The organism is Streptomyces sp. NPDC013157, from assembly GCF_042899865.1.
Classification (GTDB): Bacteria; Actinomycetota; Actinomycetes; order Streptomycetales; family Streptomycetaceae; genus Streptomyces.
The window spans coordinates 264,452-284,756 of the sequence record NZ_JBIBAK010000013.1 but is presented as its reverse complement, the minus strand read 5'-3'; the positions used below and the strand labels follow the sequence as shown (position 1 = coordinate 284,756).

The following is a 20,305-nucleotide window of genomic DNA, read 5'->3' as shown; positions in this document are numbered from 1 at the left end:
ACTGGAGCCGCCGCCGTGTCCTCGACCGCCCCCGACACCGCCCCCCGCGGGCACATCCCGGGCACCCGACGACCCCACCTCCCCACCACGGCCGTGCCCCGCCACGCCCTGCGCCGGGCGGCTCCCGCACTCACCGCGTATCTCGCCGTACGCCTCACCGGCCTGGTGTTCCTCGCCGTCTGGGCGCACCGGCGCCACCACGGCGTGTGGCCGATACTGGCGACGCAGTGGGACTCCCGCTGGTACCTGGGCATCGCGGACCACGGGTACACCCACCTGCTCGGCACCGCGTACGACCACAACAACCTGGCGTTCTTCCCGTTGTACCCGCTCCTGGTCAAGGCCGTCGCGGTCCTGACCCCGGGCACCCGGGCCAGCACCGGCCTGGCCCTCTCGTGGCTGGCCTCGCTCTTCGCGGCCTGGGGCGTGTTCGCGGTGGGCGACCGGCTGGCCGGCCGCCGGGTCGGCATCCTGCTCACCGTGCTGTGGGCGGCGTACCCGGTGGGCCTGGTCCAGTGGATGGGCTACACCGAATCCCTCTTCACGGCGTTCGCCGCATGGGCGCTGTACGCGGTGCTGACCGGGCGCTGGCTGTACGCGGCGGCCGGCTCGGTCCTCGCCGGCCTGACCCGGCCGACCGGCATCGCCGTGGCCGCCGCCGTCACCGTGACCGCCCTGCTCTCCCTCCGCACCCGCTTCTCGCCCCGCGCCCTGACGGCGGCCCTGGTGGCCCCCCTCGGCTGGTGCGCGTACGTCGGCTGGGTGGGCGTCAGACTCCACCGCTGGGACGGCTACTTCGCCGTACAGCGGATGTGGCACAACGAACTGGACGGCGGCGCGGAGACCCTGCGCTGGCTGCGGCACCTGTTCGGGCAGGTCTCGCGCCCGGAGCTGTTCCTGGTCGTGGTGAGCCTGACGATGCTGGCCTCCGTGGTGCTGTTCGGGCTCGCGGTGTGGGACAGGCAACCGCTCCCGCTGCTCGTCTTCACCGCGGTCCTGCTGCTGATCGTGGTGGCCAGCGGCGGCGTCTACTTCCCGCGCGCCCGCTTCCTCCTCCCCGGCTTCCCGCTGCTGCTGCCGGTGGCCGGGTATCTCGCCCGCGCCTCGACGCGCGTACGCGTGCTCGCCCTGACGGCGGCCGTCGCGGGCTCGGCGTACTGCGGGGCGTACATGCTGCTGGTGTGGCCGAGCGCACCGTGACCGGTCAGTCCCGTACGAGGTAGCTGAACCCCGTGTCGGGCCCCACGCACGACTGGAGGGTGAGGTCGCCCCAGTAGAGCCCGGCGGCCGGGGCACCGCGGCACCGACGCGACCGGCACCCGGCCACCGCCACCCCGTCACCCCGTCACCCCGTCACCCGAAACGCCCGTTCACGTAGTCCGACGTCCTCTCGTCCTGGGGCGAGTTGAACATCGCGTGGGTGTCGCCGTGCTCGACGATCACACCGGGGGTGCCGTGCGAGGCGAGGAAGAAGGCGCAGGTGTCGGAGACGCGGGCGGCCTGCTGCATGTTGTGGGTGACGATGACGATCGTCACCTCGTCCTTGAGGTCGTGGATGGTCTCCTCGATACGGCGGGTGGACGTCGGGTCGAGGGCCGAGCACGGCTCGTCCATCAGCAGTACCCGCGGCCGTACCGCGAGCGAGCGCGCGATGCACAGCCGCTGCTGCTGACCGCCCGAGAGCGCCCCGCCGGGCTGCCGGAGCCGGTCCCTGACCTCCTTCCACAGGCCCGCCTTGGTGAGGCACTCCTCGACCAGGTCGTCCTTGCCGTCGCGGCCGGTCTTGATGGCGTTGAGCCTGAGGCCGGCGACGACGTTGTCGTAGATCGACATGGCCGGGAAGGGGTTGGGCTTCTGGAAGACCATGCCGATCTCGCGGCGGGCGTGCGTGATGCGCCGCCCGCGGTCGTAGATGTCGGCCTCGTCGAGCAGGACCCGCCCGGCCAGCGAGGCCGAGCCGATCAGCTCGTGCATCCGGTTGAGGATGCGCAGGAAGGTCGACTTGCCGCAGCCGGAGGGGCCGATGAGCGCGGTGACCTGGCGGGCGGGCATGGTGAGCGAGACCCGGTCGAGGACCTTGTGGTCGCCGAACCAGGCGGAGACGGCGTCGGCGCGCAGGGTGGCGGGGCCGTCGCCGAAGCGGGGTCCGCCGCCCCGGCCGTCCTCGACGGGCGGCTGGACGACGGTGTCGACGACATCGGTGTTCTCGGACATGCGGTTGGTCAACTCCTTTGGGTGGCCGGTGGTTCAGAGCAGGTTCGGCAGCAGTGCGGTGAGCGACTGGGAGTCGGCGAGGCCCAGCGCGAGCAGCAGCGGGCCCGCGCAGATCCAGGTCTGCCAGCGGCCCCAGACGCGGAAGGAGACCACGGCGAGCAGCGCGGCGAGCAGCAGGCCCTGGGTCCACAGGAAGACGCCGAGCCAGGCACCGGAGTCGGTGCCGAGGGCCTGTTCGGAGTCGGCGATCCAGCCCGCCCGCAGATCCCGCGGCGGGTTGGGCTGCACGGCCGTGACCAGCCTGGCGTCGACCCGGAGCACCCCGCTCGGGGTGTACGGCGCCCCGGTCGCGGTGATGAGGGTGAGCCGTCCCTGCCCCTCGGTGACCGGGGCGGGCAGGGCGTCGCCGGCCCGGCGGATCCCGGTGACCTCGTAGACCGCCTTGCCCTGACCCGTCGTGATCTCCATCCGGCTGCCGACGGGCAGCCGGTGCAGGTCGTGGAACGGGCTGCCGTATCCCCACTGGCGACCCATGATCACCGCGGTCCCGGCCTGGCCGGGCAGCGGGGTGTCCCTCCGGTGCCCCGGCCCCGCCATCAGCACCTCGGAGGTGGTGCCCTCGGCGACGACCTCCTTGAGCCCGAGGGCGGGGATCCACAGCAGGGCGACGGGCGCGCCCGGCTTCAGCAGGTTGCCCTCGTAGTCCCGCTGGCCCACCGGGGCGGTGCCCAGGGCGAGTTCCTTGCGCAGTTCGTCGTAGGCGGTCTGCTGGTCGCGGGCGTGCTGGAGGTGGCCGACGACCGTGAGGTTCGCGGCGAAGCCGAGGAGCACGGCGGCGAGAACGCACAGGGCCGCCCCGGCGAGTGCGAGCCCGGGGCGGGCGGGGGGCCGCGGGGTCTCCCGACGCGGCTCGGTGGTGGGCGGGGGCGGTGGGGTGGCGGGCGGTCCGTCGGCGGGCGCCGAGGCGCCGGCCGGGGGCGGGGCGAGGGTGGTCACGGGCTGCGCTCCTCGAAGCGGAGGGTTCTCTACGGCTTCCTGCGGGGACGGGGCGGCCCCGGGGGCACGTCGGCGTGTGCCCCCGGGCCGGCCCGTCGGCCGGCCGGTCGGTCAGTGGTGCTGCGGGGTGTCGCCGCCGAAGGTCAGCAGGCCCTTGCGGCGCATGTGGAGCACGAGCGCGCCTCCGGCGGACAGGAACGCGAGGGAGGCCAGGCCGATCGCGCCGACCTGGGCGCCGGTCGAGGCCATGGAGCCGCCGCCGGAGCCACCGCTGTCACCGCCGGTGGAGCCGCCGGTGGAGCCGCCGATGTCCGAACCGCCGCTGCCGGTGCCGCCGGTGTCCGTGCCGCCGGAGTCCGAGGCGGAGGCGCTGGGCTCGGGGGACTCGCTGGCGTCGTCGGAGCCGGTCGTGAAGGCGAAGTCGACGCTGTGCCCGTCGGTCCTGTCCTCGGCGAGGGTGAGCGTGTGGTCGCCGTCCTCGATGTCCTTCGGGACCGTGAACGCGTAGTTCTCCACGGTGCCGTCGGAGTTCGCCTTGGCGTCGTCGAACGTCGCGTCGCCGTCGGCGAGGGTGACCTTGACCGCGGCGCTCGCGGTGTAGCCACGGGCGGTGATCTTCACCTTCTGCCCGGCTTCGAGATTCGGATCGGTGTCGAGGGTGTTGCCGTCCTCGTCGGTGACGGTGAGGTCGGGGTTGTCCGAGGGGCCGGGGCCGGAGGTGTCCTCGTCGGTGCTGACGAAGTCGAAGGCGGCGTAGATGCCCGACTTCTCGGAGAAGTTCAGGGTGTGGTCGCCGTTGGTCAGGGCGTCGGGCACGGTGAACGCGTATTCCGCGACAGCGCCGTCGGCATCCGCGGTCACGTCGGCGAAGGTCGCGGTGGAGTTGGTGAGGGTCACGTGTGCGGCGGCCGCCGGAGTGAAGCCCTTGACGGTGACCTTCACCTTCTGTCCGACGGACAGGGTCGGCTTGTCGCCGAGGGCGGTGCCGTCGGCGTCCTTGGCGGAGACGACGTAGTCGATGTTCGCGGTCCCGCTCGCCTCGGCGGCGGAGTAGGAGTCGGCGTCGGTGGGGGTGAACACGGCGCCGAAGGGCAGCGGGCCGCCGATCGCGGGTGCCTTGACGGTGAGTTCGGCCGTGCCGTTCGTGACCTGCGCCGTGCCGAGCGAGGTGTCACCGTTCCTGAACTCCACGGAACCGGACGCCGACGCGGGCGACACCGTGGCGGTGAGCTTGAGGTCGCCGCCCACGGCCACGTCGGAGGCGGCGCTCACGGCGAGCGTCGTGGCCTGCTGTTCGAGCAGGGACCAGGTGTCGCCCGTGACCCGGACCTTGGCGAGGAAGACCGGGACGTCGGTACCGCCGCCGCAGCCCAGACCGAGGGTGTACGTGCCGTCGAGGGATCCGTCGGGGATCCAGGTGCGCAGCCGCGCCTCCAGGCTCTTCGCGGCGGCCAGGGTCGTCACGTCCATCGTGAAGGGACCCGAGCCGGCCACGATCTTGGTGGCGCCCTGGCCGAGGGTGGCCTGCGTGGTGTCGCTCGTGGGGCTGAACACCTTGAGGACGGCCGCCTTGCCGGCGGTGTCGTCCGGGCAGCCTGCGGTCGTCGTCACCGACGTGACCATGGGGTAGGCCGAGATGCCGCCCGTGGTGGGGGTGAGCGTGAACCTGCCGAGCTGGGTGGCGGCGTGGGCCCGGCCCGAGAAGGCGAGGACCCCGGCCAGGGCGGCGCACAGCAGCGCGATGCCGGTCAACAGCGCGACCCGTGATCTGAGTTGTGCGAGACGGTGATTCATGTGGTGGTCCCCCCGCGGGGTCTGGGTGGTGGACGGATACGCCGACAGGGCCGGGCACCCGTGGGGTGCCCGGCCGTTGTGCGGCTGGGGGACGGTGATCAGCTCTCGCCCTTGAGGGTCGTGCTGCCGCAGTCGGTGCCGAGGGTGCCGAAGCCGTAGTCGGTGATGACGCCGGTGTTCGTGCAGACCTTCGAGCCGGTGCCGACGAAGGTGGACGCGATCAGGGAGTCCGACAGCTTGGCGGTCGGGACGACGTTGTAGACGTTCCGCAGGTAGGGGAAGGAGAGGTTCAGCGAGAGGTCGTCCTCGTTGCGCGGGACCTCGCCGTTCACGGAGCCGAGCACGGCGTCACCGCGGCGGTCGTCGACGACGGAGGTCTCCTGGGCGGTGTACTGGGCCACGGAGTACGGGAAGATGTCGCCCGCGCTGTCGACGACCGAGCCGTTGTTCTCCTGGACGGTGGAGTCCGAGGTGACGCAGGAGCCGGGGGTCGTCACGCCGATGGAGCTGAGGAAGAAGGCGCGGGTGCCCGAGGCCGACTGCGGCAGGATCGGGGTGAGGGTGACACCGTTGAGCGAGGTCAGGGTGCACTCGTAGATGGCCTTGAGCTGGGCCGCGGTCAGGTTGTCGGGCAGGGCGCTGCCGTCCTGCTTCACCCAGGACACCGCGTCCTTGGCGTACGGGATGAAGGTCAGGTCCGTGGTGGTGGTGTTGTTCGGGCCACGGGAGGAACGGGCGAAGTCCACACAGCCGGTGCTGCCGTCCAGGGCGGTGTTCAGCGCGGTGATGCCGGCGCCGGACCCGTCGGGGCGGGTGATCGTGCAGCTGCCGCCGGCCTTGGTCGTGATCGTGGAGGTGCCGGTGGCGTTCCACGAGGCGATGACCTTGCCGCTGCTGTTCGTGATCGCGTTGCCCAGGGCGTTCATGACGTCCTGGGTCGTGTCGGAACCGACGCCGGCCAGCTGACGGTAGTCGGTGGCCGAGCTGGGGTCGGCGTAGGCGGCGGGGGCGGCCAGGGCGCCCAGGCCCAGGGCGACCGCACCGACAGCGGCACCGATGCGCACGCGGGACTTGACGTTCACTTGATTTCTCCTCCGTTGAAACGGATCAAGCAATGGACGTGCAAGCGAATCCGGATTCTTTTTTCACCACCGACCCGTCGGCCGGCCACGCAGAACAATTCCGCAGAGCCGCCACCCCCGGCCACTAATTCCAGCCGGTCATCAGGTTACGAATCTCTTACCAAGGTGAATCCAAGGGAATTCATCCGGCGGTGTGCGGATTCCCGGGGCTCGAATACACCCCGGAAATGGGAATCCGGCGATTACTTGAGTTCTCCTCCGTGGATATGCGTCGAGGCCGCCCTGCGTACCGACAGCCGCAGCATCACCGGGCCCGCGAGCGCGGCCACCCCGCCGGCGACGAGGACTCCGAGCAGTACCCAGCGGACGAGTCCGAGGACCTCCTCGGGGGTGTAGCCGCCGGACTGGGCCACGTTCTGCTGGACCGGGCCGGTCTCGCTCGGGGCGGTGGAGGGCTGGGCGGTGCCCGACGCACCGGCACCGCCGGCCGCGGCACCCGCGGTCCCGGCGGAACCGCCGTCGGTGCCGCCGGAGGCGCCTCCGCCCGTGGCGCCGCCGCTGCCGGTGCCGCTCAGGTCGCCGCCGCCTCCGGACGTGCCTCCGGACGTGCCGCCGGAGGCGCCGTCGGCGTCCGTCGCGCCCTTCTCCAGCCTGTCGGCGGCCTGCTCCGCCTGCTTCCGCAGCGCCGCGGGCAACGGGGCGTATCCGTACGGCAGTTCACCCTTCGCGGTGCCCTGGGTCTGCCCGGCCCCGGCCGCGTAGCGCATCACCTTGGCGTAGTCCTGGCGGGCGTCCTTGGCCTGGTCGAGCGAGGACGCCGCGTAGACCACGGCGGTCAGCGGGTAGGCGCCGTCCTTCATCCTGGTGGGGTCGGACGTCTTGACGCCGGCCACGTCCGAGTCGGGCATCTCGGCCACCGCCTTGAGCAGGGAGCCGTTGGTCGGCGTGACGTACTCGCCGTCGGCGTTGGCCAGGGCGGCGGCGCGCAGTTGGTAACGCACCGCGGACGCGTTGTCCACCACACCGAACTGGCGCTGCCTCGTCGGAATCGGACGACCCACCGGCGTCAGTTTCGCCACGTTGTTCGTGAGCGTGCAGTCATATGCGGTGCCGATGTCACCACGGCGTACCTTCAGTGCCCCGTCGTGCATGTCGTTGACGTAGGGGACGACGTCCAGCCCGGTGTACGTGGTCGTGGTGGTGTTGCCGCCCCCGCAGTCCGTCGTCGTGGGTGCGATGTCCGCCTTGGGGAAGAAATCCAGGGACTCCGAGACCACCCCGTCCTCGTACGAGGGGTTGACCTTCATTCCCCAGGGGTCGGCCTTCCCTTCGAGGAAGTCCTTCGCGTCCTTGTCCGCCAGAATGTATTTCCACACCAGGTTGGCGGAGTCGGTATTGGCCACGGTGACGGCCAGACCCAGTGGGGCGTTGGTGGCCGCCTGATCCGCGAGACCGGGATTGAGCTGGAGGAATTCAGGGTCCTTGACGATGGAATCCGGATTGCCGGAGAGGTAGTCGGGCACCTTGTTGAGCGGCTTGACCAGGCTGAAGGGGTAGGACTGCGTGAGTACCTTGGCCAGCAGTCTCTGGTTGAGCTTGAGCTTTGTCAGCGGCCGGCTGCCGCCCGTCGCGTCGTACATCCAGACGAAACCGATCGTCAGCCCCGTCACCGCGACCGGCGCGTGCACCACCTGAGCCGACCCGTCGACCGGTTCGACGGGGTCCACCGTCATGGCGAGACCCGCCAGCGGGTCACCCGAGGCCACGGCGTCCCTGGCCTGCTGCTCGCCGGACTGGGTGAAGTTGAACCGGTAGGTTCCGCTCCTGCACAGCGCGCTCTGCCATGACGTGACGGCGTCGGTGGCCAGTTCGGAACCCATGATCCCGCGCTCGGGCTTGTCGGCGTCGCAGTTGTCCGTGACCGGTGCGAAGCCGAGCCGGAACACGATGCGCTGGTCCCAGTTCGACCGGCTGATCGAGGAGGTGACCTGGGCGCCCCCGGTGTGTGTCTGCCCGTTGGGGTCGTGGGTACCGCGGGGCACGACCACCAGCCAGCACGGCTGTGTCCCGCCTGCCGGAGTGGTGCGGGCGCCGCAGCCCAGGGCCGGTTGTTCCACGGCCGACTTCAGCTCGAACGAGATGTCGCCGCCGCCGTCCCCGTCGTTCGGCATGAACGGGTCGGCGTTGGTGTCCCCGTCGGTGAAGTACGTGGTGTCGGTGGGGCCCGTGGTGGGGTCCCCCTGCCCCCCGACCGGCCGGAACGGCACGTAGTGGGTGCCGTTCTTGTCCACCGGGGTCGAGGAATCGGCTTCCAGCGGGTCGTGGCCCGAGGTGTCACCCCGGTACACGGCCCGGCCGTCCCCGTTCTGCCCGCCCGCCGCCAGCCCGAACTCGCACTGCGTGCGGTCCGGCCCGGAGTCCGCGTCCCCCCAGCACTGCATGATCGACAGGAAGTTCGTCTCGACGTCGGTGGACGGCGCCCCGCCCGTCCACGTCACCCGCACCGCCTGCCCGGCCAGGTCCTTCGTCTGGTGCACGGTGACCCTGAGAGCCGAGAAGTCGTCGCCGTACACCCCCTTCGCCCCGCTCTTCGTCACCGCCGAACTCCCGGCCGCGGCCGCCTGCGCCTGGTCCGCCCCCCTGGGCAGCGGCAACACCGCCAGCACCAGCGCGGAGAGCAGGCAGCCCACCCCCGCGGTCACCCGGCGCCGGCCGGGTGACATCCGTACCGTCGTCGGCCGTCTCCTCACAGCTCCCCCTTACGACGGCGCGAACGTCCCGCGAGCAGCCGCGCGGCGAGCGGTGGTCCGACGACCACCGCGACGAGCAGGACGGCGGAGAGCGCCATCAGGGCGCCGCGCATCCCGAGGCCGTTGTCGGAGGCGAGGGCGACGGGGTTGGCGGCCACGTTCGTGTCGCCGGTGCCCGTCCCGTCGCCGCTGACCACCTCGCCGGTGTCGGGGTCGACGGTGCCGCCCGAGGTGCCGCCGGCGGCGGCGCTCGCGCCCGCGTCGGGCTTGCCGTCGCCGTCGGCGTCCGTACCGCCCGTGCCGCTGCCGCCCGTGGCGGCGGACCCGCCGGTCGACGAACCGCCGGCCGACGAACCGGAGCCGCCCGAGGAGTTACCGCCCGACGCGCCCTGCTTCACCGGGGTGTCGGTGCCCGCGGCACCCGCCGTGCCGGTGGTGCACTGCGTCGGCCCCTTCCTGTCGCAGGACTTGGGGTACGGGGCGTTCTTGATCAGGGTGTTGACCCCGCCGGAGAAGGTGGGGTTGCGGCAGGTGTTGATGTCGATGCTGCCGGTGGGCGCGCCCGGCACCTTGCGGAGCTGGTCGAAGCCCGCCTCGACGAGGTTCTTCGGCAGCGGCGAGTAGCCGAGGTCGTCCGCCTGCTGCTGGCCGTCGCAGAGGAAGTAACGGCCGAACGTGCCCAGCGAGTTGCCCTTGGCCGCGGTGAAGCCGGACTCCGCCTTCGTCGGCAGGATCATGTAGCTGTAGCTGGACAGCGGGTAGGTGCGGGCGTCGGCGTTGGTGTAGACGCCGTCGAGGATCTGGGTGAGGTAGTTGACGGACGCCTTGTTCTCGTTGATCTCGGCCCTGGTCAGGGCCACCGCGACGCTCGCGGCGGTGGGCTCGACGTAGTAGCCGTCCTTGTTGAGCACCTTGGCCACCGGGAAGCCGGTGTTCTTGGCGTAGGAGTACTCGACGTAGGTGATGGCGCCCTCGCCGGAGGGCTGGCGGACATGGCCGGAGACGCCGAGCGAGCCGGACTTGGCGATCATCGTGGAGCCGCTGAGCAGCGGGTAGTTGGAGGTCATGCCGCAGTTGCCGCTGCCGCGGCCGGTGCGGGAGCAGTAGTCGGCCCACAGGGAGCCGTACTGCTTCGACATCCACATGGTGAACTGGGCGCTGGTGCCGGAGCCGTCGGAGCGGACGACCGGGACGATCGCGCGGGCCGGCATGTTCAGGCCCGGGTTGTCCGCGGCGATCGCGGGGTCGTTCCAGCGGGTGATCTTCCCGGTGAAGATCTTGGTGACGACGTCCCCGGACAGCCGGAGGTTGGTCACCGTCTTGCCGTTGATCTTGAGGTTGTACATGAACGCCGTACCGCCGGCCACGATCGGCATGTAGGCGTAGCCGCGGCTCGGCGGAGTGTCCGTGACGCCCTGTTCCCTGAGGCCGTAGGGGATCTCGGAGACCGCGAAGTCGACGGTGTTGTTCTTGAACTGCTCACGGCCCTGGGAGGAGCCGTTGGCCGTGAAGTTGACCGTCATGCCGTAGTTGGCCTTGACGTTGCGGACCCACTGCTGGACGGCGTTGGAGCTCCAGGTCGAACCGGAGCCGGTGATCTTGGCGTAGGAGGCGGCCGCGGCGGGCGGCGGCTGGACGGCGAGCAGGGCGCACAGCAGTGACAGCACGGTGGCCGCCAGACGGAAACGAGTGGCGGGTTTCACGACGAACTCCCGGATTCGGTAGGGACGGTGGCGAGGTCTGCCGTCGGGCGGCGCTCGGCGAATCGACGCGCGTCACGCCGGGACGCGAGGACGCGCCGGTGTTCCTGGCGGCGCGTGAGGTGGCCGGGGCCGCGGCCGCCGAGGATGCGGGCGGCGACGAACAGCAGCAGCACCAGCGCCATGAGCAGGGCCGCCGTACCGAAACCGCGCGAGATCATGTTCGGCTCGGGCGACTTGACGAACTCGAAGGTGACCAGCGGCAGGGAGACCATCGGGTCGTGGAACGGGTTGAGGTTGAGCTCGTTGGTGAAGCCCGCGGTCAGCAGGACCGGGGAGGTCTCGCCGATGCCGCGCGCGGTGCCGAGGATGACCGCGGTGGTCAGACCCGAGCGGCAGGTCGGCAGGACCACGTGCCAGACGGTGCGCCAGCGGCTGGCGCCCATCGCGTAGCCGGCCTCGCGCAGGGTGCCGGGGACCAGCCGGATGACGACGTCGGCGGCCCTGATGATGATCGGCAGCATCATCACCGAGAGGGCGAGACCGGCGGCGAGTCCTGACTGGTCGAGGCCGAGGCCGAGGATCACGGTGGCGTAGACGAACAGACCGGCGACGACCGACGGCAACGCCGTCATCGCCTCGACGATGGTGCGCACGAACCGGGCGTAGGCGCCGGGCACTTCGTTCAGGAACACCGCGCAGACCAGCCCGGCCGGCACGGTGATCAGCAGCGCGATCGTGATCATGATCAGGGTGCCGGCCGCCGCGTGCAGGGCGCCGCCCACGCTGAGCGGCTCCAGCGGGCCGGCCAGCTCCATGCTCTGGGTGAAGAAGTTCAGGTGTACCAGCGCCTTGCGGCCCTGGAGGAGCGCGTAGCACACGACGAACACCAGGATCACCACGAGCAGCAGGCCCATCGACCGCACCAGGGCCGCCGCGATCCGGTCGACGATCGCGGGCCCGTCCTCGTCGAAGGAGACCAGCAGCGCGTAGACCAGCAGGAAGAGGCAGTACGCGATGACGACGAAGCCGACGACGCCGTTGAACGGCAGCAGCCAGTGGAAGAGCAGCCAGGTGAGGGACAGTGCGGCGGTGGCCGCTCCGACCATGGCGTACACGTCGGTGGCGTGCAGCTGCGTCAGGGCGCGGCGGCGCTCGCCGGCCGGGGCGGCGCCGCGGACCGGGCCCGGCAGCGTGGTGCCCGGGCGTCCGGTCGCCTGACGCGCGCCGGGCGCTTCGGGGGCAACGGTCATGGTCGCTCATTCCTGTATGGCGTAAGGGACTGCGGGCGTCGTGGGGGGTTGGCGATACCGGGGAGGAAGGGTTCATCAGGCGTCGCTGGCCGCGCCCGAGCGGGAGCGGGCGACGATGGACGACGCGGCGAAGTTGACGATCAGCGTCATGACGAACAGCGAGAAACCGGCCGCCATCAGCGCGGACATGCTGAACTCGCTCGCCTCGCCGTAGCGCAGGGCGATCAGCGAGGAGACCGAGCTGGTACCGGACTGCAGGACGTGCCACTGGACCTGGAAGGTCACCGAGATGATCATGAAGACGGCGATCGTCTCGCCCAGCGCGCGGCCGAGTCCGAGCATCGTGCCGCCGATCATCCCGCCGCGCCCGAAGGGCAGCACCACGCTGCGGATCATGCCCCAGCGGGTGGCGCCGAGCGCGTAGGCGCCCTCGCGCTCACCGGCGGGCGCCTGCGAGAAGACCTCGCGCATGATCGAGCAGATGATGGGCGCGATCATCATGCCGACGACCAGGCCCGCGATGAACGTCGAGGAGGTGTAGATGCTCTCGGGCGCGAGCGGGTCGCCGGGGTCGGCGCCCCGCACGTCGAAGACGGGGATCCAGCCGAAGTAGGTGGAGATCCAGCGGGCGATCGGCAGGACCTTGTCCTGGAGGAAGAAGACGCCCCACAGGCCGTAGACCACGGACGGTACGGCGGCCATCAGGTCGACGACGCTGATCAGCGTCCGGCGCAGCCGCGGCGAGGCGTACTCGGAGATGTACAGCGCGGCGCCGGTGGCCAGGGGCACGGCCACGGACACCGCGACGGTCGCGATCAGGACGGTCCCGACGATGACGGCGGCGATGCCGAACTTCCCGCTGCCGGGCTCCCATTCGGCGGTGGTCAGGAACGACCAGCCGGCCTTGTCCAGCGCCAGCCAGGCCCGGTAGAGCAGGAAGCCGCCGACGAGCAGCATCACGGCCAGCACGAGGCCGCCGCCGGAGCGCAGCACCGCGCGGAACACCCGGTCGGGCAGCCCGGGATCGGCGTACAGGCGTCTGCGTACGTCGGGGTCGCCGACGTCGGCTTCGGCGTCGACGGAGCCGACGCCCGCGATCACGGGCTGCGGCTGTCTGGTTCTTCTCAGCGAGGGCACGGTCCCGACACTCCGTGTCATCGGTTGACATGCACATCCCGAGGTGTGAACTACGGGTTCCCTAAGGGCAACATCGGTCCCCGCCACACGGGCTCGCCTCACCGCCGGCCAGGGCCTCTGCGACCCCGGTTGACCTGAGAATCAGCCCTCGCTCACTCGCCCCATAACTCGGGCCCGGCATATACCAGTTCGGCGATCGTCGCGCGGAACCGGTCGTAGGACGCACGGCGGGTGGCATGCCACTCGTACGTCCGCGCCGAGCCGGCCAGATGGCGGCCGGACTCGTCCCAGACCACCCACACCCATCCGCCGCCGTCGGAGCCGTGCTGCACCCCTCCCCCCGTACGGGAGTGCAACGCGCACATCCGGTGGAACGCGGCGCGACATCGGGCATAGGTGTCGTGCGAGGTGAGCGACACCGCGACCGATCTCCCGTTGGGTGCCACCAGACGCCAGCCGAACCTGCCCTGCCCGTCGATGTCCACCTGGCATCTCATGCCCGCTGCCCCGGCGGCAGGTCTTGCCGCCCTCTCGGACCGCTCCATGTCCCCACCCCCGCCGCCCATTAGGTAAGTAAAATCCGCAGGTACGGCACTCTGGGGCGGCATCAGCAATCTACTGAGACGCGGGTGACGGCGCCCGGACAAAACTGGCTGCCAAGGCCACGCTTCATGTAGAGGTATCCCCTAGGTAACCCGTAGGCAAGACACAGAGAAAGCGCTCCCACCCGGACCGGGACAACGTTGCCGATTGGGGCGCCACCACAGACGGCTCCGCCGACCGCCGGCCTCGAACCGGAGCGCCTTGTTTCGGCCCCCCTCGGTCCGCTCAGCCCGCGACCCGCAACAGGAGCTTCCCCGTGCTCGTCCGGGCACCCATCAGGCGGTGCGCCTCCGCCGCCTCCTCCAGGGCGAACTCGGCCGTGACCGGCAGGGTCACGGTGCCGTCCGCCGCCTTCGCGAAGGCCCGGGCGGACAGCTCCCGCAGCACGTCGGGCGCCGTCTGCGCCAGCGTCAGGATGGAGAAACCGGCGACCGACAGGCCCCGCGGATACAGCTCCGGCTGGCCCGCCGTCCAGGCCGGTTCGCCGCTCGCGTTGCCGTAGGAGACCAGGCGGCCGAAGCGGGCCAGGGACGCCAGGCTCGCGCGCAGCGTCCTGCCGCCGACGGGGTCGAGGGCGAGGTCGACGCCCCGGCCGCCGGTGGCCTCCCGGACCTGCTCCTCGAAGTCGCCGACGAAGACCTCGTCGTAGCCGTGGTCGCGCGCGTACGCCGCCTTCGCCGCGCTCGACACCACGCCGTACACCGCGGCCGCGCCCGCCGCCTTCGCCAGTTGCCCGGCCGCCGTGCCGACCCCGCCCGCCGCGCCCTGCACGAGGACGGTCTCGCCGGGCTGGAGGCGCCCGACGGTGTGGACGAGGGCGTATGCCGTCGGCAGGACGGACGGGAGCGTGGCTCCGGTGCGCAGGTCCGCCCCCGCCGGCAGCGGGAAGACCGTCGCCGCCTCCGTCACGACCACGTCCGCGTAGGCGCCCCCCTGCGTCAGCGCGGCCACCTCCTGGCCGACGACGAGGTCCGTGACCCCGGCGCCGAGGGCCCTGACCCGGCCCGAGACCTCCAGCCCCGGACGGAACGGCAGCCCCGGCACGCGGTAGCCCTCCGAACGCGCCTTGAGGTCGGCGAAGTTCACGCCCACGTACGCCACGTCGATGCTCACCTCACCGGGGCCCGGCTCGGGGACCTCCGCCTCCACCGTCTTGAGGACCTCCGGACCGCCGTACTCCTGCACCTCGACCGCGCGCATGGCACACACCCCTCAGCGAGTGTTCAACATGAATCGAACACTCGGGAGTGTATGGTTTTCATCGAACACTCGGCAAGCGGAAACGGCGACGAGGAGGACGGCATGACCGGCACAAGCCACCGGGCCGCCCCCGAGCACACCCACCCCGACGAGGTACCCGTCCTCACCGCGCTCGCCGCCCTCGCCGACCCCGTACGTCTCACGCTCGTCAGGGAGCTGGCCGCCAGCGCCGAGTGGTCCCGCACCTGCGGCAGCTTCGACGTCCCCGTCGGCAAGGCCGCCCTCAGCCACCACTTCTCCGTCCTGCGGGCGGCCGGCCTCGTCGAACAGCGCGACGAGGGTCCGCGCCGAGTCAACCGCCTGCGGCGAACGGAGTTCGACGCCCGCTTCCCGGGGCTGCTCGACCTCGTCCTGCGACCGGAGCCGCACCGGTAGGACCTGGGATCACCGGCGACACCTGTCCGCCACCGGCGAAGACGGGGCATCGAGGGTGAGCTCCGCTCCGGAGTGATCCGGCCTGCTTGTCAGGGACCGGGCGGCGGCACGGACCGGACCCGCCAGGCGGAGCGCACAGGCCCGTCGGTGTCACGCCGCGCGGCTGCTCCGCGTCACTACCCCGTCAGTCTCGCCAGCCACGGGTGGCCGGGATGTGTGCGCGTCAGCCACGCGCCGAGAACGTCCCGCCGCGCCGGACTCAGCAGCGGCAGAACCCCGTCGAAGTCCGCCTGATCCTTGGGCCGAGGCTCCTTCGCCTTGAACAGCAGCACCAACTCCGGGACCAGGTAGGGGATGCCGTCCGCGGTCCAGTCGATGACCGCGTCGTACGGCAGCCGCAGGCTCTCGTCCCGCCTGCAGATCCAGGTCCCGCCCTCGTGCGGCTCACGGAAGACGTCGAAGAGGAACCGCCCGCTCGTCGGATCCCGCACCCATGTCTGGTGCGTTGCCGCGAGCACCTCGCCTCCTGCCGCTGCCCAGACCCGTCCCGAGCCCACCGCGTCGAAGACGTACTCGGGGAAGCGGTCCCGCACCTCCGCGAACCCGGCCGCAGGAACGGCCATCTCCAGATCGCCGTGAGGCCTCGACTGCTCGCCACGGAAGAGGTCCAGAGCCCACCCAGCCGCAACACACCAGGGCACGCCGACCCCGCCCAAGCGGGCCGCGACCTGTTCCGGCCGCCACGGGTCCGCCCAGCGGGCGGTCAGTTCGTCGGCGTCGAGAACGGCACCGCCGGGTGGCCAGGAATCAGACATCGGCACAACGTACCGCCGCGCGTCACAGGATCCTTCATGCCGGATCGGCGGAGGCGTGATCACTCGTACGTGCGATGACACCCCAGCGAGTTTCGAAGTAGTTTCAAAGTCATGAGTGCCGAGAGTGCGGCCGTGAACTTCTCCGAGCTGGTGAACAAGAACAAGCAGACGCTCGCCCGGCTCCAGGATTCGCCGAGACTGCTCCTGCACCGCAGAGACGGCGAGGACCTGGTCCTCACCACCGCCGCGCGGGCCGAGCAGGACCAGACCGTGGTGTCGTCGGCCACCCGGATGCTGGTCGCGATGGCCCGCCGGGCGCCCGGCAGCATGGAGTTGCTCCTCGACATACTGCAGGACGCCTTCCCCTGGGTCCGCTTCCTGCCTGAGCCCGATCTCCACGCCTTCGCCGTCGAACTGGTCGACACCATGCGCGCCGCCGACTCGGTCGGCAACAGTGCCTCCGTCGCCCAGTTGCTCATCGCCTGGCAGCACACCGCCGAGGTCTGCTCCGACCCCGAGCTGCTGGCCGCGCTGACCAGGGATCACGGCGAGGACTACGGCCCGGCACCGGACCCCCGGGGACATCGCATGACCGCGGGCCGTGGCGACCGCGCCGCACCACCGGCGCCAGACGGCCACTGGGAAGTCCGCTTCGCCGACGCCGCCTCGGCCAAGGCACCGCTCCCAGACCGGCCATCGAGACACCGCGGCACCACCGCCTCAAGGGCGGTCCGGCGCACGGCACCCACCGCGGCATACCTGTGAGCAGTGGCAGACCGAGGTTACCGGCGGCGGCCGCATCTGGTATCTCCTCGACACCGGCCGGGAGACCTGCTGGATCACCTTCGCAGGCACAGGGCACCCGCGCGCCACGGACCGACGCTGACAGCCGGACGGACGGCGACGCGACAAGCCGTCTCTCCTGGCGTGCCAGGCGTGTCGACGCCGGCCCGACCCCTGGTGGGGAAGCGGCCGTCCGAGCCACCTATTGCCGTGAGACCGGAGACGCCCGGCCGGGTTCGAACTCCCAGTCTCTGGACTTGCCGGTCCATTTTCCTCGGCGCACAGTGGTCCGCGCCTGACCGCGAACCGACTGACACGGAGGGTTGATCATGGGGATGCGACTGGCGGGAAAGACCGCGCGCCTTCCTCACCGGCAAACTCACCGGCCTTCCCGGCATCCTGCGCGTCGAGTCCCACCTGACCATGAAGAAGATCAAGACCGAGGACTGACGGCCGGGCGTGCACGACAGCCCGCCGGAAGCGCTGCCGCAGCGACCGGTCACGAGCGGGTCAGGTCCCGATGCCGTGGGCGAGGAGGCTCTCGGCGGTCTCCGCGACGGTGTCCTCGACGGGACGCGCCCGCCACCCGAGCAGCCGCTCCGCCTTGGCGCTGGTGGCGTCCAGATCCCTGCCGAGCTGGTGCCTGAGCAGTCGCAGTTCCGGGTTCACGACGCCCAGTACGCGCGCGAGCCACACGGGGAGTTCACGGGTGGGGGCCTTCGCCGCGCGCTCACCCAGGCGGTCACGCAGAATCCGCGCGATCTCGACGACGCGCAGGCTGTGCCCGGCGACCGCGAGGAAACGCTCGCCGGCGGCCGCCGGATCGGTCATCGCGCGCAGGTGCAGATCCGCGACGTCGCGCACGTCGACGAAGCCCATACCGAAGGGGGGACACGCGGGAACCCGCCCCTCGAGCATTCTGCGCACGACTCGCAGGGACGGCGGGTCGTCCGGGCCGAGCAGCGGCCCGAGGACCCCCACGGGGTGAACCGCTGCCAGCTCCATACCGCCGCCCTCGTCCGCGACGAACTGCCAGGCGGCGCGCTCGGCGAGCGTCTTGGACCGCTGGTAGGGCGGGATGTCGCTGTCGACGTCGGTCCAGTCCTCCTCGGTGAACGGGGCCGAGCGCGGCGGGTGACCGATCCCGACAGCACCGAAGGCGCTCGTCAGGACGACCCGGCGCACCTTGGCGTCGCGGGCGGCGCGCAGCACCCGCAGGACGCCCTCCCGTGCCGGCACCACCAGTTCGTCGTCGTTCGCCGGCGTACGGCGCAGGGTCGGCGAGGCGACATGAAGGACGAAGTCGCAGTCCGCCACGGCGTCGTCCCAGCCGTCGGGGTGTTCGAGGTCGGCGCGTACGACCGTGAGACGGCCGTCGTCGAACGGCGTGGCCGCGTGGAGCCGGGAGCGCAGGTCCGGCTCGCGCCGCAGGTCGCGGACCGTGGTGCGTACGGCGTACCCGGCATCGAGCAGTGCCAGGACGCACCAGCTCCCGATGAATCCGGTGCCTCCGGTGACCAGTACCCGTGTCATCCGTGTCTCCTCAGCTCACGACTCGTGCGTCAAGAGGCGTCGCGACGTGGTTCATGCGAGAGCCATTCCGGGGACGCGCCGGCGGATGGCCTCCAGCTCGGCCTCGTCCGAGACGCCCTGCCAGTCGTGCCGCGGCGTGTACGGGGCCTCCAGGGCGCGCACCTCGTCGTCGGTGAGTTCGACGTCGAGGGAGGCCACGGCCTCGTCGATCTGACGGATCGAGCCGGCGCCGACCAGCGGTGCGGTGACAACCGGCTGACGTCGCAGCCAGGCGAGCGCGACCTGCGCACGGGTGACGCCGCGGGCGTCCGCCACCCGCCCGACCGCGTCGACGACCGCGCGGTTGGAGGTTTCCTCCGCGGGCGAGTAGAGCATGTCCGCGTACGCTCCGTCGGTCTCGGAGCGCACTGTCGAGCGGGCGTCGTCCCACGCGCGGGCGAGACGGCCGCGGGCCAACGGCGACCAGACGACCGTGCCGACACCCTCGTCCAGGCACAGCGGGATCATCTCGCGCTCCTCCTCACGGGCGAGGAGGTTGTAGTGGTCCTGCATCGACACGAACCGCGCCCATCCGTGCCGCTTCTGCAGGTGCAGAGCCTTCGCGAACTCCCACGCGTGCATGGACGAGGCACCGAGGTAGCGCACCTTGCCGGCCTTCACGAGGTCGCTGAGCGCCTCGAGGGTCTCCTCCCACGGCGTGGCCCGGTCGTTGCGGTGGATCTGGTACAGGTCGATGTAGTCGGTTCCGAGGCGCCGCAGCGAATGCTCGACCTCGGTCATGATCGCCTTGCGCGACAGCCCCCGCCCGTTCGCTCCCGGCCGCATCGGGTGGCGCAGCTTCGTGGCGATCACCACGCCGTCACGGTCGGCGAAGTCCCTGAGCGCCCGGCCGAGGATCTCCTCGCTGGAACCGTTCGAGTACATGTTCGCGGTGTCGAAGAAGTTGATCCCCGCCTCCACCGCGTGCCGGATGAGCGGCCGCGCGTCCTCCTCGCCCTTCGACCAGACGGGGTGCCCGCGGTCGGGCTCGCCGTAGGTCATCGCACCGACCGCGATCGGCGATACGTCCAGGCCTGTCGTGCCGAGCTTGATGTACTGCATGATGCCCCTCTAAAATAAGTGGAGAGCTCTCCGGATAACGTAACGGAGAATTCTCCACTTAGCAAGGTGAGGTCCCGTGGTCCGTTCCGACGCCCTTGAGAACCGGGCGCGCATCCTCGCGGCCGCCCGCGAGGCGTTCACCGAGAACAGCGGCGCGTCGATGAACCAGGTCGCCCAGCGCGCCGGCGTCGGCGCGGGCACCCTGTACCGCAATTTCCCCACCCGTGAGGCGCTGGTCCTGGCCGTCTACCAGGACGAGGTGACCCGCATCACCGCCGCCGTGTCCGACCTGCTGGCCGAGCTGCCGCCCCTCGAAGCGCTCCGGCACTGGACGACCGACCTGGTCGAGGCCATGCGCAAGAAGCACGGCCTCGGTGACGCCCTCAGCGCCGGCGCGCACCAGGCGATCAGCGAACAGAGCTACGGCCCGGTCATCGCCGCCATCACCGAGCTCCTCGACGCCGGCAAGGCGGACGGCACCATCCGCAAGGACGCGGATCCCGGCGACTTCCTCCAGCTCACCGGGGCACTGTGGCGGGCCTCCTCCAGCCCCGAGGACCGGGCCCCCCGCATGCTCGCACTCATCCTCGACGGGCTGCGCACGCACCCGTAGACGCCGTACACGGAACAGAGTCCGTCGCAACAGAGCTCGTCAAGACCGGCGGCGGCAGCCGCGGCCACGGCCACGGCCACGGTGAGGACATCCGGCATGCCGAGGGCACTCGGTTCCCCGTTCCCCCGCGGCTCGTCGGCGAACGGTCGCCCGCGTTCCGGGCCGCCATCGCCTGCCCGCGCTGCCGCGACGTGCGGGGGCCGACCCGCCGCCCCGGGGGCTGCCCTGCGATCTGGCGCTGCCTCCCGGGCGGGGCGCGCGGCCGCCGGGCGCCGCCGTCACGTCACCGTCACCGT

General features: G+C 71.3%; 16 protein-coding genes and 1 pseudogene. 4 read left to right on the top strand and 13 right to left on the bottom strand.

Annotated elements, in window-relative coordinates:
- Window positions 1-15 precede the first annotated feature (15 nt).
- Window positions 16-1,200: a hypothetical protein gene (locus tag ACFY6U_RS33990; protein WP_390044375.1), complete on the top strand. Its 1,185-nt coding sequence runs from the start codon at window positions 16-18 to the stop codon at window positions 1,198-1,200.
- A 153-nt stretch (window positions 1,201-1,353) separates the two neighbouring features.
- Here ACFY6U_RS33990 and ACFY6U_RS33985 read toward each other — a convergent pair whose 3' ends face one another.
- From ACFY6U_RS33985 to ACFY6U_RS33940, 10 genes are all read right to left on the bottom strand, one after another.
- On the bottom strand, window positions 1,354-2,214 hold the full coding sequence (locus tag ACFY6U_RS33985; RefSeq protein WP_390044373.1) for a phosphate ABC transporter ATP-binding protein: 861 nt from the start codon (window positions 2,212-2,214) through the stop codon (window positions 1,354-1,356).
- A gap of 33 nt (window positions 2,215-2,247) precedes the next feature.
- Window positions 2,248-3,210, bottom strand: a complete 963-nt coding sequence (locus ACFY6U_RS33980; RefSeq protein WP_390044371.1) for a sortase — start codon at window positions 3,208-3,210, stop codon at window positions 2,248-2,250.
- 111 nt (window positions 3,211-3,321) lie between these two features.
- Complete coding sequence (locus ACFY6U_RS33975; RefSeq protein ID WP_390044369.1) at window positions 3,322-5,004, bottom strand: hypothetical protein; 1,683 nt, start codon at window positions 5,002-5,004, stop codon at window positions 3,322-3,324.
- Window positions 5,005-5,102: 98 nt separating this feature from the next.
- Window positions 5,103-6,086, bottom strand: coding sequence for a substrate-binding domain-containing protein (locus tag ACFY6U_RS33970; protein ID WP_390044368.1), 984 nt, complete (start codon window positions 6,084-6,086; stop codon window positions 5,103-5,105).
- A 242-nt stretch (window positions 6,087-6,328) separates the two neighbouring features.
- Window positions 6,329-8,836 (bottom strand): hypothetical protein, encoded by a 2,508-nt coding sequence (locus ACFY6U_RS33965; protein WP_390044366.1) that lies wholly within the window; start codon window positions 8,834-8,836, stop codon window positions 6,329-6,331.
- Window positions 8,833-10,539, bottom strand: coding sequence for a phosphate ABC transporter substrate-binding protein PstS (gene pstS, locus ACFY6U_RS33960; RefSeq protein WP_390044365.1), 1,707 nt, complete (start codon window positions 10,537-10,539; stop codon window positions 8,833-8,835). The genes ACFY6U_RS33965 and pstS overlap by 4 nt, the downstream gene beginning before the upstream one ends.
- Complete coding sequence (gene pstA / locus ACFY6U_RS33955) at window positions 10,536-11,789, bottom strand: phosphate ABC transporter permease PstA (RefSeq protein ID WP_390044364.1); 1,254 nt, start codon at window positions 11,787-11,789, stop codon at window positions 10,536-10,538. The genes pstS and pstA overlap by 4 nt, the downstream gene beginning before the upstream one ends.
- Before the next feature lie 75 nt (window positions 11,790-11,864).
- Window positions 11,865-12,926 (bottom strand): phosphate ABC transporter permease subunit PstC, encoded by a 1,062-nt coding sequence (gene pstC, locus ACFY6U_RS33950; protein WP_390044363.1) that lies wholly within the window; start codon window positions 12,924-12,926, stop codon window positions 11,865-11,867.
- Between the two features lie 152 nt (window positions 12,927-13,078).
- Window positions 13,079-13,423 carry a hypothetical protein gene (locus ACFY6U_RS33945; RefSeq protein ID WP_390044362.1) on the bottom strand — a complete coding sequence of 115 codons (345 nt, stop codon included), beginning with the start codon at window positions 13,421-13,423 and terminating at the stop codon, window positions 13,079-13,081.
- Between the two features lie 331 nt (window positions 13,424-13,754).
- A complete protein-coding gene (locus ACFY6U_RS33940; RefSeq protein WP_390044361.1) occupies window positions 13,755-14,729 on the bottom strand; it encodes a zinc-binding alcohol dehydrogenase family protein in 975 nt (324 codons plus the stop codon).
- A gap of 102 nt (window positions 14,730-14,831) precedes the next feature.
- Between ACFY6U_RS33940 and ACFY6U_RS33935 the strand changes: the two genes are divergently transcribed.
- Window positions 14,832-15,164 carry an ArsR/SmtB family transcription factor gene (locus ACFY6U_RS33935; RefSeq protein ID WP_390044359.1) on the top strand — a complete coding sequence of 111 codons (333 nt, stop codon included), beginning with the start codon at window positions 14,832-14,834 and terminating at the stop codon, window positions 15,162-15,164.
- Window positions 15,165-15,340: 176 nt separating this feature from the next.
- On the opposite strand, the gene ACFY6U_RS33930 is transcribed toward ACFY6U_RS33935, so the two are convergent.
- Window positions 15,341-15,979, bottom strand: a complete 639-nt coding sequence (locus ACFY6U_RS33930; protein ID WP_390044357.1) for a nucleotidyltransferase domain-containing protein — start codon at window positions 15,977-15,979, stop codon at window positions 15,341-15,343.
- A gap of 111 nt (window positions 15,980-16,090) precedes the next feature.
- Between ACFY6U_RS33930 and ACFY6U_RS33925 the strand changes: the two are divergent.
- Window positions 16,091-16,558 (top strand): annotated as a pseudogene (locus ACFY6U_RS33925) (hypothetical protein); the annotation flags it as partial.
- A 714-nt stretch (window positions 16,559-17,272) separates the two neighbouring features.
- Here ACFY6U_RS33925 and ACFY6U_RS33920 read toward each other — a convergent pair.
- Both ACFY6U_RS33920 and ACFY6U_RS33915 read right to left on the bottom strand, forming a co-directional pair.
- Window positions 17,273-18,295 carry an SDR family oxidoreductase gene (locus ACFY6U_RS33920; RefSeq protein WP_390044355.1) on the bottom strand — a complete coding sequence of 341 codons (1,023 nt, stop codon included), beginning with the start codon at window positions 18,293-18,295 and terminating at the stop codon, window positions 17,273-17,275.
- Window positions 18,296-18,346: 51 nt separating this feature from the next.
- Window positions 18,347-19,396 (bottom strand): aldo/keto reductase, encoded by a 1,050-nt coding sequence (locus ACFY6U_RS33915; RefSeq protein ID WP_390044353.1) that lies wholly within the window; start codon window positions 19,394-19,396, stop codon window positions 18,347-18,349.
- Window positions 19,397-19,472: 76 nt separating this feature from the next.
- On the opposite strand from ACFY6U_RS33915, the gene ACFY6U_RS33910 reads away from it, so the two are divergent.
- Window positions 19,473-20,009, top strand: a complete 537-nt coding sequence (locus tag ACFY6U_RS33910) for a TetR/AcrR family transcriptional regulator (RefSeq protein ID WP_390044351.1) — start codon at window positions 19,473-19,475, stop codon at window positions 20,007-20,009.
- Window positions 20,010-20,305 lie beyond the last annotated feature (296 nt).